Genomic DNA, 14,307 nt, shown 5'->3' on the forward strand with positions numbered 1-14,307 from the left:
AATCATTTCCTGTCATTGATCGCAACGTGTTTACAATATTGTTTAAAGTAGCTAGGTCAAGCCTCTTTGTTTTTCCCTCGCACAAATCATAGATCAAGTTAGGTCGAACTTTCGCTTCTCTTGCTAAAGCATTTTTATATTTATGGTCAACTGGAGGATTAATTCTCGCTGAGAATGTTACAGGAAATACACAAGAGATGATTAAATCCATCGTGAACAGATTGAGTGGAATGGATGGATTGTCATTTCTTACGGATATCCTACTCTGGACTCCAGAACGGACTGATATGAGCTTGAAGATTGATCAGTAGTGTACATTTATATTTAGTAAAATATTTACAAGTAAAATATTGCTAATTAGCACAACCTTATAGTATGATTTTATTGACCGTTGCTTAATTATTGATTGGAAGGTGGTGTTCCCGTTGAACTCAAATACCACAATACGTGAACATTTAGAAATTTATTTGAAAACAAATCATATGACTCTTAATCAATTTTCAGAAATTTCAGGTGTTAATTCTGGTACGTTAAGCGGGACGTTGAATGGGAGCCGCCCTATCGGTATGCAACAACTAGATCGGATTACGGAAGGTATGAGGTTGGAGGAAGGTTATTTTTACGATTTATACATACAAGAGTGTTTTGTGCATTCAAGCCCGGATTGGCGAAGGTTAAGACCGTTTTTATATCGTTGTGCGGAACTTGATAAGGTTAAATATATGGAAGAAGCTGTTAACCTAATTATGGATAATCTGTCTTATGCTCCTCTCTTATTTGAGTTGGCAGAGCAGTTATATCATGAAGGGAGGCTGATAGCAGCTAGACCTCTCTATCGTTGCGTAGCTGAGAGTGAGAAGATGCAGCATTCGGAACGGTTGGCGCTAAGTCAGTATCGGTTGTTTACGATTGGACTTTCCAAAGATCAGATGAGTAACCTAGCACTTGCCACACAGTTTGAATTTTTTGTGGATCGTTTAGATGAGCCTTATCAACTTGATGGATTAAATGATCTTATTAATGTATATGCATCCTTGCGTCGATGGGATAAGTTATTAGAATTAGGGGAAAAACTCAAAGTGAGAGCAACAATTCATTATGAGTTGAACGGAAATAGAAAATCTAAGGAAACAAAAAAAGAGATTGTATTCTATGTATTGTACTCTTATTTAGTTATGGGAAGTGCCTGCTTTTACCTTGAAGATTACAAGACAGCCCTTCAATATATCACACAGTATATAGATCATAGTTGGGTACAGTGTCCTACTGAAGCTGAAGAACTTGTGATGCTTCAATTCCAAGAATGGGCTGAAGCGAATCGGTTTATGTATATGCTAAGAGATGGACAAGTACATGTGCTTCCTGATTACTTGAATTATATTTCCAATAAAGAAAATGAAGTGTTTCCAGCTTTATGTGAAATTGTAGTTGCGGCGAATTCATTCAACTTAGATATTGAACATGTTCTGAATAAATACGAATCTGTATTCTTATATCAGGAACAGGTTAGTCGAATAGGCAAGATGAGTAGTCACATTACGAATGATCGTTACGCTCGTTTGTTAATGGGAATAAGTGAGTATTATTTTGGGAAAGAAGATTATAAAAATGGATTTAAAACATTACTGGATAGTTTATCCTTCTCTCTTGAGATCAACAATGGCTTATCTATGCTTAAATGTGTTGGGTTATTTGAAAAAAACCGAAGGTATGCATCCGATTCCCTAATAATGCGGTATCAACATCTAATTAGTGAGGTGCAAAATCTCAATGATAAAAAAATTAGTTTCTCTTATAGCAATATGTAGTGTAGTCATTATACTAACTGTTCCAACTCCAGTAAAAGAAGGTACTGAAAATCAATCAGATACCCGAATGACAACCAATAGTCATGGTCTTGGAGGTTAGTTTGCAAGTGTCTTGAGTGATAAATCTTCTGAGCAACTCCCTGAGTAGAAGTAACTTCTCTACTGCGAAGGGGGTTTTTTGTGTTCCACTTATTGTTTAGAACTTTCCCTATTATATCAAGAGTGAAATAGCCCTGTTGGAGTTTATTTGAATTTATGTTAATTAGCAGGATGTCCTACAATGGTACAGCAGGGAGGGGTGTTATGGATCGGGACGAACTCAAACTGCGGATCGAAGAAGCGAGGGAGAGACTCCATCAGATAAAAAAGGAGTACGGCGAGCTTCTTCACCCTCAGGTGATCCACCAATCTATGGTGCTGGATGAACTCATTAATATGTACAATCATGTTAAAAGGATAAAGCCGATGGAGTAATCCATCGACCTCTGGGCGAGAAACTTTGGCCGGTCGCTCGCCTTCTATTTTAACATAAGTGGATGTGTAGAAAGAGAAACATTCAATTTAAGTACAATTTTCCTTCACAGTTATATTCTCGTTAGTTATCGTGATGAGGGAAGTTCCTGACACAGATTCTGTATATCCACAGGCTGTTTTTGTATAGGTTTTGCCGCGACTGTCCTTTAATATGACGTAGACGGAACTTTCGCCTAAAAAATGCAATTTTGGAGTATGCTTTATTTTTTTTCCGCTAAAGATTTCTTCGCTAAAGGTATAGAGTAGGTCGGAATCCTCTTTTTTATCTGCTGTGCTTGCATCGAGAACGGGTTGCTTCAAATGGGTTATGCCTGTCTTAATCTGAGTAATGTCATAGTCTGACTGATTATCAATCGTAATTCTGAGTTTGCGGAACGGATCCATGGCATTTAGAAAACTCATCACTGCGATGGTGCCTAGTGCAAGGATCAGGCCAAGGACAATCGTTAGTTTTATTTTGGAAATGGGACGACGTGGTTTGGTGTGCATGGTTAAACCGTCCTTTCTATTCGATTGTTGTATACGGGTGTCTCGTATTAAAGATATAAACGCAGGGATGCATGCAAAAGTTGGTGCAGGAGCATTATTTTATAGTTGATGTTCAATGAATAAGGTACAATACGAAGGAGAACGAGCAGAACAATAAGGGAATAATAAAGGTGCTTGGACTGTACATAGAGATCATATGCAGGTCATCCTAACATTCACATCGAAGTGATCACACCTATATAAGGAGGAAATAACATGGAACTGTCTCCAATGAATACGGAACAATTTGCGAGTTTTCGCAGCCGTTCAATTGCAGATTTTGCACAGGAAAAGGTAGAAGCAGGAACGTGGGCGCCGGAGGAGGCGCTAGGGCGTGCAGAGGAATCGTATGAACGTTATCTGCCAGAAGGGTTAGACACCCCGGGAGCATATGTGTTCAATCTGGTGCACCCGGTGGACGGCATTGTTGGATACCTTTGGTTTAATATTACGGAGAATCGCCGGGGGAAAGAAGCCTTTCTGCTGGATATCGTGGTGGAAGAAACCTATCGCGGCAAAGGGTATGGTACAGAAACGATGGAGGCACTTGAAAAGACCGCGCGGAGTCTCGGGGTGGATCGCATTGGGCTGCATGTGTTTGGACATAATGAGCGGGCAAGCAGCCTGTATCGCAAGATGGGCTATGAAGTGACGGACTTGACGATGTACAAGGAGATCAATAACAAGGGCTAAGGCTAGGCTTTAATCCTGTAAATCCTATATCTAAAACGGATCATTCATTCAGGTCCAGTAAACGACTTCAAACAAGTGGCCCGAAGAGGATACACAGATAGACACATGAACCAAGGATTTGAAGATGGGGATGGTTGCGGGTGAATCGGCGAAGTTCCTTGATGCCTTGGGGTTTGTCATATATAATGTATAGGATTATCCATACCGAACAAGTAATGAATGAGGAGTTGTCATATACATGGCTTTGAAAGCAGGAATAGTGGGGCTTCCGAACGTCGGAAAATCTACGTTGTTTAACGCAATTACACAAGCAGGTGCCGAGTCGGCAAACTATCCATTTTGTACGATTGACCCGAACGTGGGGATCGTAGAAGTACCAGACGAGCGTTTGGACAAATTGACAGAACTCGTTGTACCGAAAAAAACAGTGCCTACCGCATTTGAGTTTGTTGATATCGCAGGTCTGGTACGCGGAGCAAGCAAAGGCGAAGGCCTGGGCAACAAGTTCCTTGCTCATATCCGTGAAGTGGATGCGATTGTGCATGTTGTTCGTTGTTTTGTGGACGAGAACATCACTCACGTCGATGGCAAGATTGATCCGGTAAGTGACATTCAGACGATTAACCTGGAGTTGATCCTGGCAGATATCGAGAGTGTTGAGAAAAAAATCGACCGTTCCAAGAAAAACCTGAAGGGCGGTAACAAACAGGCTGCTATGGAAGTGGAAGTGCTGGAGAAAGTGAAGGCTGTTCTGTATGAAGACAAGCCCGCACGTAGCATGGAGCTGACAGACGAAGAGCGTCTGATTGTACGTGACCTGCACTTGCTTACGCTGAAACCCGTTCTGTATGCTGCAAACGTGGCTGAGGACGAAATCGGTGATGTGGCAAACAATGCATATGTGCAAAAAGTAAGAGAGTTCGCAGCTGCTGAAAATGCAGAAGTGGTGCCGATCAGTGCAAAAGTGGAGGAAGAAATCTCCGAACTGGAAGGCGAAGATAAACAAATGTTCCTGGAAGAACTCGGCATTGAGGATTCCGGTCTGAACCTGTTGATCAAAGCTGCTTATAAATTGCTTGGATTGTATACCTACTTCACAGCAGGTGTGCAAGAAGTTCGTGCGTGGACGATCCGAAAAGGAACCAAAGCACCAGGTGCAGCAGGTGTTATTCACACCGACTTCGAGCGTGGATTCATTCGTGCAGAGGTGGTTTCCTATGACGATCTGGTTGCGGCAGGTTCGATGAACGGCGCCAAAGAGCGTGGTCAACTGCGTCTGGAAGGTAAAGAGTACGTGGTGAATGACGGCGACGTCATGCACTTCCGTTTCAACGTTTAAGTTTAGTTTGCATGAACTGAACGTGCTGCATGGTCTATATATCTTCTTTCTAGCCCCCGGGATATCGGCAACGATAATCCGGGGGTTAGTCGTGTTCTTGTATAAAAAGTTTGCCAGTTCCTTCAATGGAATGAAAACATAGCCGGGTTATCATACTATAGGAGACACCCCAAAATTCAAACGTAACGGAGGTTTTTCCATGCGAGTACTTCTTATTTTCCTAGTGCTTTTAGGTCTAAGCATCAGTTTTGTCATCCTCATGGATTTGTTGATTGGTCTGCCTCTCTACGTTTCGATCAGCAATGCGACATCTCCCTTTTTGTTCATGAAGGTGGATGAATGGATCACCCTGATCTTTGTGTTGCTCTATGTCATTGGTAAACCAGTCATCCAACATTATCTGAGTCGCAAATAACGGTATTGTTGTTCAAGGCTCAGGATGTACCTCTCCATCGGCCGCGTTTTTTCAACCATCCTCCAATCAGTAATAAGACTGGAATTGCTCCACCCATAGGTAAAAAAACCGTTTGTAGTGCTATATTTCCTTCCTTAATATGTTCAGCAAAGTTACTGGAGTTGATCAGTGAAACCACCAATATCAGGAGTCCGACAGGGTATATCATCGTCCGCTTGTCCCGAATATGGAATAAATCTGTAATTGAACTCACACAGGCATAGTAGAAAATCGCAGTCTTGAAGAACACGCCAACAATCAAGAAGAGAACGAAAAAGACATCCAAACGCTGTACAAAGGCTCCTACATCAATCAGGCTGATCATGTCCAGCAAAGGAAACGTACTTTGTGAGGTGATATCTACACCTAGAACGGCAATCTGAAGCATGCTGGATATGGTGAGGATAATGCCGCTAATGAACACTGCGACAAATCCGAAACGAAGGCCTTGATTGGGCTGATCCAAGGAAGGGAAAATCACCATAAAACAGATTAATTCGGTATAAGGAAACTCAAAGGTCTGCTTCAAAAAGGGGGTAAACACAGCTCCCCATCCGTTTCCCAGCAAGGGAAATAACCGTTCTGTCTCGATTACGTTGGAACAGAGTAAAAGCACTACGCTTAACAGGCCGACTAGCAGAAGTACGATCAAAAATATCTGTGCAGTTCGGGCTAATACCTCAATTCCTTTATCCAAAACATAAGCTACCGCCAGAATCATCGCGGCTTCAACGACAATAAGAGGAGTTTGATCCAGTACCGAATTGATGAGTAAATCCCCGCCATCACGCAGATCGCGAGAAGCACCGTACAGAAAAAAGATAATGTAGAGCATGCCCAGGATCAGACCGATCGGTTTGCCAAGCAGTGCTCTAATATGACCGATGAGCTGAAGCTTGGGAGCAAGCCGGAACAAGGCTGCGTATACCCCGAAGAGGATGAGTCCACCAGCATTCCCGAGCAAGGTTGCGATCCAGGCATCTCGCTCAGCTGTTGTCCCCAAACTAACCACCAGCGAGGTTCCCATATTGAACAGAACCATCAAAGCGAGCAATTGTTGAGCATTGATCTTAACTTCGTCCACTGTTTGCACCTCCGACATGGTCATGGTCTTTTACTTGATAATCTTGCGAAGTTTGGCAACCATCCACAAGAGAAGAGGAATCCCGATGCCAAACATAACAAAGATGGTAACAAGCAATATATCCCCTTCTTCAATCTGTTCTGCAAAATTGCCGGAGAGCATTAATGACATCAGCAGCGCAATCAATGCAATCGGTGAAACCCATTTTCGGTAGTCCGAAACCTGAAACAGATCTGTAGCAGCCATAATGCCGGCATACAGGAAAATTGCAATTTTGAAAAAATCACCGACAATCAGGGTAAGCACAACAAAAACATCCAGACGCTGCACAAAATCACCGACATTGATTAGGCTGATGGTGTACAACAGAGGGAAGGTGGCTCGATTCGATATTTGTGTTCCCAGTACTGCGATATTGGTTGCACTGGAGTAGCTGAGAAGAAAACCGCTGGTGATTACTGCGGCAAAGCCAGCACGTGTTCCTTGCCTGGAGTTGTTATGTAAATACGGGAACAGCATGGTGAAACAAACCAACTCTTCATACGGGAACTCAAAGGTTTGCTTCAACGTGATGTCCAAGATGGGACGCCAACCATTTTCGAGCATCGGAAGGAGTCGGTCTACCTCGATGATTCCGGAAACATACATCAAAAGGTTGCTGGTCACCGCGAGTACCCCAAGAACGAAGGCAAAGATTAGTGCGGTTCTTGCCAACACCTCTATTCCCTTGCTAAGAACATATCCAATGGACAATATCATTACGGCACTGACAACAACTTCAGGTGTTTCGTCCAGTACAGAGGTGATCAGCAAATCGGAGCCTTCACGCAAATCCCTCGCTGCTCCATGAATAAAAAAGAGAATGTAGAGTATGCCCACAAACCAGCCCGCCTTTTGGCCTAAAATGGCTTTAGCATAACCTGTGAGAGGAAGCTTGGGGTATAAGCGATACAGCGAAACGTAGATCGAGAAGATAAGTAGCCCTCCTGCTACCCCAAAAAGGACAGCTAGCCAAGCATCTTTCTCTGCTTTGGTAGCAAGAACACGTATAATTGCAGTTCCTGCGTCAAAAAGCAGGACTAAGGCAAATAACTGGCCAGGGCTGATCTTAGCTTTTTCCACACCGGATTCACCTCTTCTTTGCTATTTTTCTTTCTTTAAATCATGTAAATAGGGTTTCGTAATCTTGCCTGTACGCTGGATCTTTGACTCGACATGTACCTCGAATTCACAAGTAGAAAATAAGGTGTTCCATTTATCTTCCAATCGTTTCCATGCCTTCGGATTGGCCCGGTTAATCGCATCTCCAAACCCCAGCACATCGGTTTTCATAGCTTGCACGGTTTGGATAGCCCCAACGACTTCCTCCTTAATCTTGGCGTTCACCTGCAACTCCAATTTGCGGATTTCCTCTGATTTGGATGGATCAATCGAAGGACAAGTAACCTCCCCCACCGTACTGACATTCCGTATTCGGATGTGTATAACAGGTTGGCCTCCTCTGAACGTAGCTTTTGTTCGTATTTTGCTCTTGAACACTTCAATGGCGATCGCGTCTTTTTTTTCTTCACAATCCAGACTGACAATGGTATTATGGATTTTTTTGTTGATCCATGAAATTCCTCGAGCATCCTGATGGTTGATCCAGCCGAGTAAACGGCCTTCTTTAAAAAGGGCCATTCCATTAATAACAAGCTGTACAGGAATATCTGTCCGCTCCAGAGTAGACTTGTTATGACCTGAATTTTGTGGTCCAGTAATCTCTAAACCGCTAATGACAGGCCCTCCTCCTTTAATCAGCAGTCCTCGAATAACATCATCGATGCCTGACTCGTAACTTTCGGCTAAAACGCGTTCTGATGTTTTTAATTTTCCCAGAATGGCATTCGCCGGAATGCTCTCAATGGGGGTCAGCGTTTTGAGGATACTGTTTGCATCAGTATTCTTCGCGATAAAAACCCTTGTTCTCAGTCGAGGTTCAGCATCTCGCTCCATAAAGTCAAATATAGATTCAATGCCTTCTTTCGCCATCTCCTCGCCAATGATCAAATCTCTGACATGCTGTACGTTCAGTCGGCGAGGGACTTTTTTGGAAACTTTGCGAGCAGCCTCCAGCAGAGTATGTCCTTCGCTGCTATACACGACAACCGGGACAACCTGTCCCGTTTTCCCGCCAGCAATCTCTCTTGCGTTAACAATTTGAAAGGAGTAACGATAGGTATCCTGATCATGCGCTTTATCAATGCCGATTGCCAAGGGCAGCGCCAAATTATTCAATTCCTTGTAGTTCCAGCAGCCTGTCAGGAGAAGTAGAGAAAGAAAAGGGAACGCCAGAAGCTTTGCTCTCCGGCCCATGGTTATTCATTCCTTCCGTTGTGATATGAGGACGTTGACGATGAATCCCCGCTCTTCACTTGAGCATCGGACGGCAAGGACATGTCTTTAATGTGAGGACGTGTCGCCGCCGACTTGATTGGAGAACGCCAGATCGTATCTTTCTGCTCTTTGAAGTCAAAGGGTGCAAACGGAGACAAGTATGGGACGCCAAAAGACTTCAGACTGACCATGTGAGCTATCAGCATAATCATGGCGATGATGATCCCGTAAAAGCCGAGTGTGGATGCAGCAAGCATAAGCGGAAAACGAATCAGTCTGGCAGCATTGGTCAGCGTGTAACCGGGTAAAGTGAAGCTGGCAATGCCTGTCAAGGACACAATGATGACCATCATGGCTGTGACGATACCGGCCTGTACTGCAGCTTGTCCCAGCACAACGGCACCTACAATCGAAACGGCTTGACCGACTGCCCTGGGCATACGAGTGCCAGCCTCGCGCATGATTTCAAAAGCAAGCTCCATCAGCACAGCTTCTATAACGATCGGAAAAGGAACACCTTCTCGCTGGGCTAGCAGGTTAATGACCAGCAGCGTTGGGATCATCTCATGATGATAAGCCATGACAGCAATGTAGATGGAAGGTACAAGAATGACAATTAAAAAGCTCAAATAACGAATGATTCGCATAAAGATGGTAAAGTCAAATCGCTGATAATAATCCTCAGCCGCCTTGAAAAACTGTGGGAAGGTCGTGGGTAGGATCAATGTGTTTGGTGAGCCGTCTACGAGGACGGCAATTCGCCCTTCCAGCAGGTTGCCAACAACAACATCTGGACGCTCTGAATTGAATACCGTCGGGAACGGAGTAATGGCATCATCTTGAACTAATTCCTCGATATAACCAGATTCGAGAATTGCATCAATATTGATGTCTTTTAATCGTTGTTTTAACTCCTCCACAACCTGTTTCGGGGCAATATTTTGCAAGTACATCATGGCCACTTGGGTGTTGGTCACAGCTCCAATGTTCATAGATTCCAGCCATAGATCGGGGCTCTTGAGGCGGCGTCGAATCAGTGAAATGTTTGTACTGATGGATTCGGTGAAGCTGTCCTTGGGACCTCGGATATTAATCTCTGTCTCAGGCGGCATAATGCTGCGTTCATTGTTACTTTGAATATTCACGATGATACAGTTCGTGGAACCGTCAATGAGAATGACTAATGCCCCGGACAATATGGAGTTCATCATGTTGCTCCAACGGTCCAGAATTTGTGTATCCCCAGTGCTCAAGGCTCTGGATTGAAGGAAATCAAAAAGGGTTCCCGAGTCTGGATCAGGTGGCAGAGCATTGTTTAATGTGTTGACGGACATTAACGAATGGCTGACAAAATCATTGATTTTTTCTGCGTCCGTCATACCCTCCATATAAACAACAGCGACGGGGGAATCTGCACCGGGGACTTGAAATGTACGTACAATAATATCCGAGCTTTGCCCTAATTCTTGTTGGATTTGTTGAAGGTTTTGCTGCAAAGTGTGGTGTAATGGATTCCCTTGAGCATCCTTTGAGAGACTCATTTCGTTGGTGTTTCGTATTTTTTTCGAACGAAAGTGCCGTTTCAAGGACATGAAAATTCTCCTTTGATATGGTATTGCTCTGTATTATCAGTAATTGAGTGGAAATTATACGTAATGCTATATATCGGGAAAAATTATTCAGGGGCAAATCTGTTTTGTTTGGATCTTTATTCAGATGTATCAGATCATTTATGCTGTATGATTGCGGTCTCACTGGATTGTTTACCTGTGATGGATATATTAAAAAGAAAGAAAAACTCTTGAGGAGGCGGCAAAGATTGGAGCAAAATTTAGCTGCTCGCACCCTGAACAGTTACTGTTCAGGAGCATAAGAATATGCTATAATTAAGAGTCGTATACCCATGATGAACTGATTGTTCCATCGATGAGATGAGACGAGGGCTTCAGGAGGTAGGCGATTTCTTTATATCACTTTAAAAGTAAAGGATTTGATGACGTTGTAGCGAGATATACGTCGATCATATAACAGAATGAGAATGGAATGACATGCTGCGGTCAGGGGATTCAGTCAGAATACTGTGGTTTGTGGATTTTTGAATTATAGATATGTAATGCGAATAATACATGTTGATTTTGTATTGAAATCAGTATGTGCATGGACAAAATAAAACGTGAGGTGACTATACATGTTGGATAAATTGCAGGCGTTAGCCGATCGTTATGACAAGCTGAGCGAGCTTTTGTGTGACCCGGATGTAGCTAGCGATAACAAAAAGCTGCGTGAATATTCCAAGGAGCAATCCGATCTTCAGCCGACATACGATGCGTACAATGAGTACAAACAGGTTAGTGAGGATCTGGAAGCGGCGAAGGAAATGCAAGGCGAGAAACTGGATGACGAGATGCGCGAGATGGTCAAAATGGAAATTGATGAACTGTCTGCTCGCCAGAAAGAGCTGGATGAACTCATTCGTGTGCTGATGCTGCCCAAAGATCCAAATGATGATAAAAACGTCATTGTGGAAATTCGCGGTGCAGCTGGTGGAGATGAAGCGGCGTTGTTTGCAGCGGATCTGTACCGGATGTATACCCGTTATGCAGATGCGCAGGGCTGGAAAGTTGAGCTGATGGATGTAAATACCAACGATCTCGGCGGATTCAAAGAGGTTGTATTCATGATCAACGGACGCGGTGCTTACAGCAAAATGAAATACGAAAGCGGTGCACACCGTGTACAGCGTATTCCAACAACGGAATCGGGCGGACGGATTCATACATCAACTTCAACCGTTGCGGTGATGCCGGAGGCGGAAGATTTTGATATCGAAATCCATGATAAAGATATTCGTGTAGATACATTCTGTTCCAGTGGTGCCGGTGGACAATCGGTTAACACAACGAAATCAGCGGTACGTGTAACTCACGTGCCAACAGGTATCGTAGCAACGTGTCAGGATGGCAAATCCCAGAACTCCAACAAGGATAAAGCGTTGCAAGTATTGCGTACACGGATCTTTGATATGAAACGTATGGAAGAGGAAGCGAAAATCTCCATTGAGCGGAAGAGCAAAGTCGGAACGGGTGACCGCAGTGAGCGGATTCGTACGTACAACTTCCCGCAAAGCCGTGTGACGGATCACCGCATTGGTCTGACGATGCACAAGCTGGATCAGATCATGAACGGAGAGATTGAAGATATCTTGTCTGCCCTGACGATTGCTCAGCAGACTGAGATGATGGATAGAGGAGAATAATCTGTGACGGGCGCGCAGTTTGTAATGACGCCGGAGCAGAGTTGCCGGGAAGCCTTCGTAGAGGCTTCCTCTTTTTTGGAGAAGTGCGGCGTGTACGAGCCGCACAATAATGCACGGCTGCTGCTGGAGCATGTACTGGGCGTCTATGGCGCCCGGTACTACATGATGCAGCCGGAGCCATTCCCCGGCGAGCTGCGCAGCCGCTGGGAAGACGCCGTCACGCGCAAGGCTGCGGGTGAGCCGGCGCAATATATTATCGGCAGCCAGGAATTCTACGGGCTGCCGTTCGAGGTCACGCCGGCCGTGCTGATTCCGCGGCCGGAGACCGAGCTGCTGGTCGAAGCTGTGCTACGCGCAGCAGACCGCGTGTTTGCCGGCGACGGCGGTGCCGTGCGCGCCGTCGACATTGGCACGGGCAGCGGTGCCATCGCGGTGACGATGGCTTCGCTTCGCCCGCAGTGGCAGGTGTCCGCCGGGGACCTCTCGGCGGATGCCCTGCACGTGGCCGCGCGTAACGCGGCCGCGAACGGTGTACAGATCGACTTCCGTGAAGGCGATCTGCTTGCTCCGTTCGCTGGGGAGCGGTTGGACATCCTGGTGTCCAACCCTCCTTACATCCCGGCGGGAGATATCGCCGGGTTGCAGCAGGAGGTGCGCGATCATGAGCCGCACCTCGCACTGGATGGCGGTCCGGACGGGCTCGCCCCGTACCGCATCATGCTGGAGCAGCTGAAGCTGCTGCCTGCGCCGCCGCAGATTGTCGGTTTTGAGCTGGGCATGGGCCAGGCTCAGGACGTGGCGGCATTGCTGGAATCGGCGGGACATTGGCCGGAGATTAATCTCGTTCCTGACCTTGCCGGAATTGAACGGCATGTCCTGGGTGTTCGACCTTCGGAACAGGTGACAAAAATGTAAGGCACGTAAGTTTTCTTTTTGACGTGAAATCCTCTACAATGGGGTATGCCGAAGATTTTCTGAATGCTTGGGGGAACATAATTACATGCTGCACAAATTCAAAAAGATCGACTACTCTATCGTTTTTATATTGGTGATTCTGATGGTCATCTGTATAATGGCCATTTACAGTACGACGTCTGGTCGTCCGAAGCTAGAGGGATTCACCAAAAATATGATCGTATTTTATGTTTTGGGTTTTGTTGTTTTTTTTGGAATGTCCATGATCAACTATAAGTTTATCGTCAAAAATTATTTATACATCTATGGGCTAGGCCTATTACTGTTAGTTCTGGTCTTGTTTATTGGTAATGAGTACTACGGAGCCCAAGGCTGGCTTTCAATTGGTGGAGTCAGTCTTCAGCCTTCGGAGCTGTTCAAGTTATGTCTGATTGTCATGTTATCGACACTGCTCGCCAGGAAGAAGAACAGGCCTTTGTTTTTTGGTCGAGATGTCATTCCAGTCAGTTTATGTGTTCTGCCGCCCTTACTGCTTGTATTGCTGCAAAATGATCTGGGTGCAGTACTCAGTTATATTTTTATCTGGATCGGTTTGTTATGGATCGGCAATATCAAATTTTCACATGCATTGATTGGTTTTGTACTGGCGGTAAGTGCCATCGTTGCTGGCATACAGGCATATATTCATTATCATGAAGAAATTACAGGTTTCCTCAAAGATATTAAACGTGCACACTGGGCAGAGCGATTTGACCCGTGGCTTGTGCCTGAACTGACGTCCAGAGACGTATTGTGGCAGACGTATAATGCCAAACTTGCCATTGGTTCTGGTGGTGTTACGGGTAAGGGTTACATGGAGGGTACTACCATTCAATCCAATCGGGTACCTTTGGCCTATGCAGACTCGGTTTTCGTACAGATTGGTGAAGAGTTTGGCTTTGTTGGTGCTTCGGTACTTCTTTTACTGTACTTCATCCTGATCCATAGGTTAGTCTTAATCGCTTTGGAATGTAAGGATCGCGTTGGGGCTTATTTGATTGTAGGGATTATCGCGATGATTCTGTATCAGGTCTTTGTTAATATAGGACCGTTTATAGGACTCATGCCACTGACAGGTATTACTTTGCCATTCATCAGTTATGGGGGGACATCGCTGGTCATTAACATGATCAGTATGGGCATTGCCATGAGCATTAAGGTACACACTGAAGAGAATGAAGATATTCTGGGTACAGTGGAGCAGCCAAGTATTACAGAACTGATCTTGAAATTGTTCAGACGTAAATCTGCGCAGCAGGAGCAACCGGAACAGTGACATGA

General features: G+C 44.9%; 13 protein-coding genes. 8 read left to right on the forward strand and 5 right to left on the reverse strand.

All coding sequences use genetic code 11. The features are described from left to right. The first annotated feature begins 425 nt into the window (after positions 1–425). Together ACR8BL_RS19395 and ACR8BL_RS19400 are read left to right on the forward strand one after the other, a co-directional pair. Entirely contained in the window at positions 426–1,808 is a 1,383-nt protein-coding gene (locus ACR8BL_RS19395; RefSeq protein ID WP_434756406.1) for a transcriptional regulator, read from the forward strand. A gap of 303 nt (positions 1,809–2,111) precedes the next feature. Beyond that, positions 2,112–2,282, forward strand: a complete 171-nt coding sequence (locus ACR8BL_RS19400; RefSeq protein WP_434749133.1) for a Spo0E family sporulation regulatory protein-aspartic acid phosphatase — start codon at positions 2,112–2,114, stop codon at positions 2,280–2,282. An 87-nt stretch (positions 2,283–2,369) separates the two neighbouring features. Here ACR8BL_RS19400 and ACR8BL_RS19405 read toward each other — a convergent pair whose 3' ends face one another. Next, on the reverse strand, positions 2,370–2,831 hold the full coding sequence (locus ACR8BL_RS19405; protein ID WP_434749134.1) for a hypothetical protein: 462 nt from the start codon (positions 2,829–2,831) through the stop codon (positions 2,370–2,372). 255 nt (positions 2,832–3,086) lie between these two features. Between ACR8BL_RS19405 and ACR8BL_RS19410 the strand changes: the two genes are divergently transcribed. The 3 genes from ACR8BL_RS19410 to ACR8BL_RS19420 all read left to right on the forward strand — a co-directional run bounded on the left by ACR8BL_RS19410 (position 3,087) and on the right by ACR8BL_RS19420 (position 5,317). Continuing rightward, complete coding sequence (locus tag ACR8BL_RS19410) at positions 3,087–3,563, forward strand: GNAT family N-acetyltransferase (protein WP_434749135.1); 477 nt, start codon at positions 3,087–3,089, stop codon at positions 3,561–3,563. A 238-nt stretch (positions 3,564–3,801) separates the two neighbouring features. Then, the gene (gene ychF, locus ACR8BL_RS19415) at positions 3,802–4,902 is read left to right on the forward strand and encodes a redox-regulated ATPase YchF (protein ID WP_434749136.1); all 1,101 of its coding nucleotides are present in this window, start codon (positions 3,802–3,804) and stop codon (positions 4,900–4,902) included. 199 nt (positions 4,903–5,101) lie between these two features. Continuing rightward, the gene (locus ACR8BL_RS19420; RefSeq protein ID WP_434749137.1) at positions 5,102–5,317 is read left to right on the forward strand and encodes a hypothetical protein; all 216 of its coding nucleotides are present in this window, start codon (positions 5,102–5,104) and stop codon (positions 5,315–5,317) included. Between the two features lie 19 nt (positions 5,318–5,336). On the opposite strand, the gene ACR8BL_RS19425 is transcribed toward ACR8BL_RS19420, so the two are convergent. The 4 genes from ACR8BL_RS19425 to ACR8BL_RS19440 are packed head-to-tail and all read right to left on the reverse strand — an operon-like array spanning position 5,337 to position 10,408. After that, positions 5,337–6,440 carry a GerAB/ArcD/ProY family transporter gene (locus ACR8BL_RS19425; protein WP_434749138.1) on the reverse strand — a complete coding sequence of 368 codons (1,104 nt, stop codon included), beginning with the start codon at positions 6,438–6,440 and terminating at the stop codon, positions 5,337–5,339. A gap of 30 nt (positions 6,441–6,470) precedes the next feature. After that, positions 6,471–7,562, reverse strand: a complete 1,092-nt coding sequence (locus tag ACR8BL_RS19430) for a GerAB/ArcD/ProY family transporter (protein WP_434749139.1) — start codon at positions 7,560–7,562, stop codon at positions 6,471–6,473. Positions 7,563–7,583: 21 nt separating this feature from the next. Next, on the reverse strand, positions 7,584–8,795 hold the full coding sequence (locus ACR8BL_RS19435) for a Ger(x)C family spore germination protein (protein ID WP_434749140.1): 1,212 nt from the start codon (positions 8,793–8,795) through the stop codon (positions 7,584–7,586). Between the two features lie 2 nt (positions 8,796–8,797). Beyond that, positions 8,798–10,408 (reverse strand): spore germination protein, encoded by a 1,611-nt coding sequence (locus ACR8BL_RS19440; RefSeq protein WP_434758265.1) that lies wholly within the window; start codon positions 10,406–10,408, stop codon positions 8,798–8,800. 596 nt (positions 10,409–11,004) lie between these two features. Between ACR8BL_RS19440 and prfA the strand changes: the two genes are divergently transcribed. The 3 genes from prfA to ACR8BL_RS19455 all read left to right on the forward strand — a co-directional run bounded on the left by prfA (position 11,005) and on the right by ACR8BL_RS19455 (position 14,302). Further along, positions 11,005–12,072 (forward strand): peptide chain release factor 1, encoded by a 1,068-nt coding sequence (gene prfA, locus ACR8BL_RS19445; RefSeq protein ID WP_434749142.1) that lies wholly within the window; start codon positions 11,005–11,007, stop codon positions 12,070–12,072. A gap of 24 nt (positions 12,073–12,096) precedes the next feature. Next, positions 12,097–12,987, forward strand: a complete 891-nt coding sequence (gene prmC / locus ACR8BL_RS19450) for a peptide chain release factor N(5)-glutamine methyltransferase (RefSeq protein ID WP_434753178.1) — start codon at positions 12,097–12,099, stop codon at positions 12,985–12,987. Between the two features lie 85 nt (positions 12,988–13,072). Beyond that, the gene (locus ACR8BL_RS19455; protein WP_434749143.1) at positions 13,073–14,302 is read left to right on the forward strand and encodes an FtsW/RodA/SpoVE family cell cycle protein; all 1,230 of its coding nucleotides are present in this window, start codon (positions 13,073–13,075) and stop codon (positions 14,300–14,302) included. Positions 14,303–14,307 lie beyond the last annotated feature (5 nt).

It is taken from the genome of Paenibacillus amylolyticus, from assembly GCF_051136285.1.
In the GTDB taxonomy this organism is placed as follows: Bacteria; Bacillota; Bacilli; order Paenibacillales; family Paenibacillaceae; genus Paenibacillus; species Paenibacillus amylolyticus_F.

Bases quoted from the DNA above. Each gene is read 5' to 3' on its own strand.
- ACR8BL_RS19440 (WP_434758265.1), bottom strand. From the start codon at position 10,408: ATGTCCTTGAAACGGCACTTTCGTTCGAAAAAAATACGAAACACCAAC.
- ACR8BL_RS19400 (WP_434749133.1), top strand. From the start codon at position 2,112: ATGGATCGGGACGAACTCAAACTGCGGATCGAAGAAGCGAGGGAGAGA.
- ACR8BL_RS19405 (WP_434749134.1), bottom strand. From the start codon at position 2,831: ATGCACACCAAACCACGTCGTCCCATTTCCAAAATAAAACTAACGATT.
- ACR8BL_RS19435 (WP_434749140.1), bottom strand. From the start codon at position 8,795: ATGGGCCGGAGAGCAAAGCTTCTGGCGTTCCCTTTTCTTTCTCTACTT.
- ychF (WP_434749136.1), top strand. From the start codon at position 3,802: ATGGCTTTGAAAGCAGGAATAGTGGGGCTTCCGAACGTCGGAAAATCT.
- prmC (WP_434753178.1), top strand. From the start codon at position 12,097: ATGACGCCGGAGCAGAGTTGCCGGGAAGCCTTCGTAGAGGCTTCCTCT.
- ACR8BL_RS19420 (WP_434749137.1), top strand. From the start codon at position 5,102: ATGCGAGTACTTCTTATTTTCCTAGTGCTTTTAGGTCTAAGCATCAGT.
- prfA (WP_434749142.1), top strand. From the start codon at position 11,005: ATGTTGGATAAATTGCAGGCGTTAGCCGATCGTTATGACAAGCTGAGC.
- ACR8BL_RS19410 (WP_434749135.1), top strand. From the start codon at position 3,087: ATGGAACTGTCTCCAATGAATACGGAACAATTTGCGAGTTTTCGCAGC.
- ACR8BL_RS19455 (WP_434749143.1), top strand. From the start codon at position 13,073: ATGCTGCACAAATTCAAAAAGATCGACTACTCTATCGTTTTTATATTG.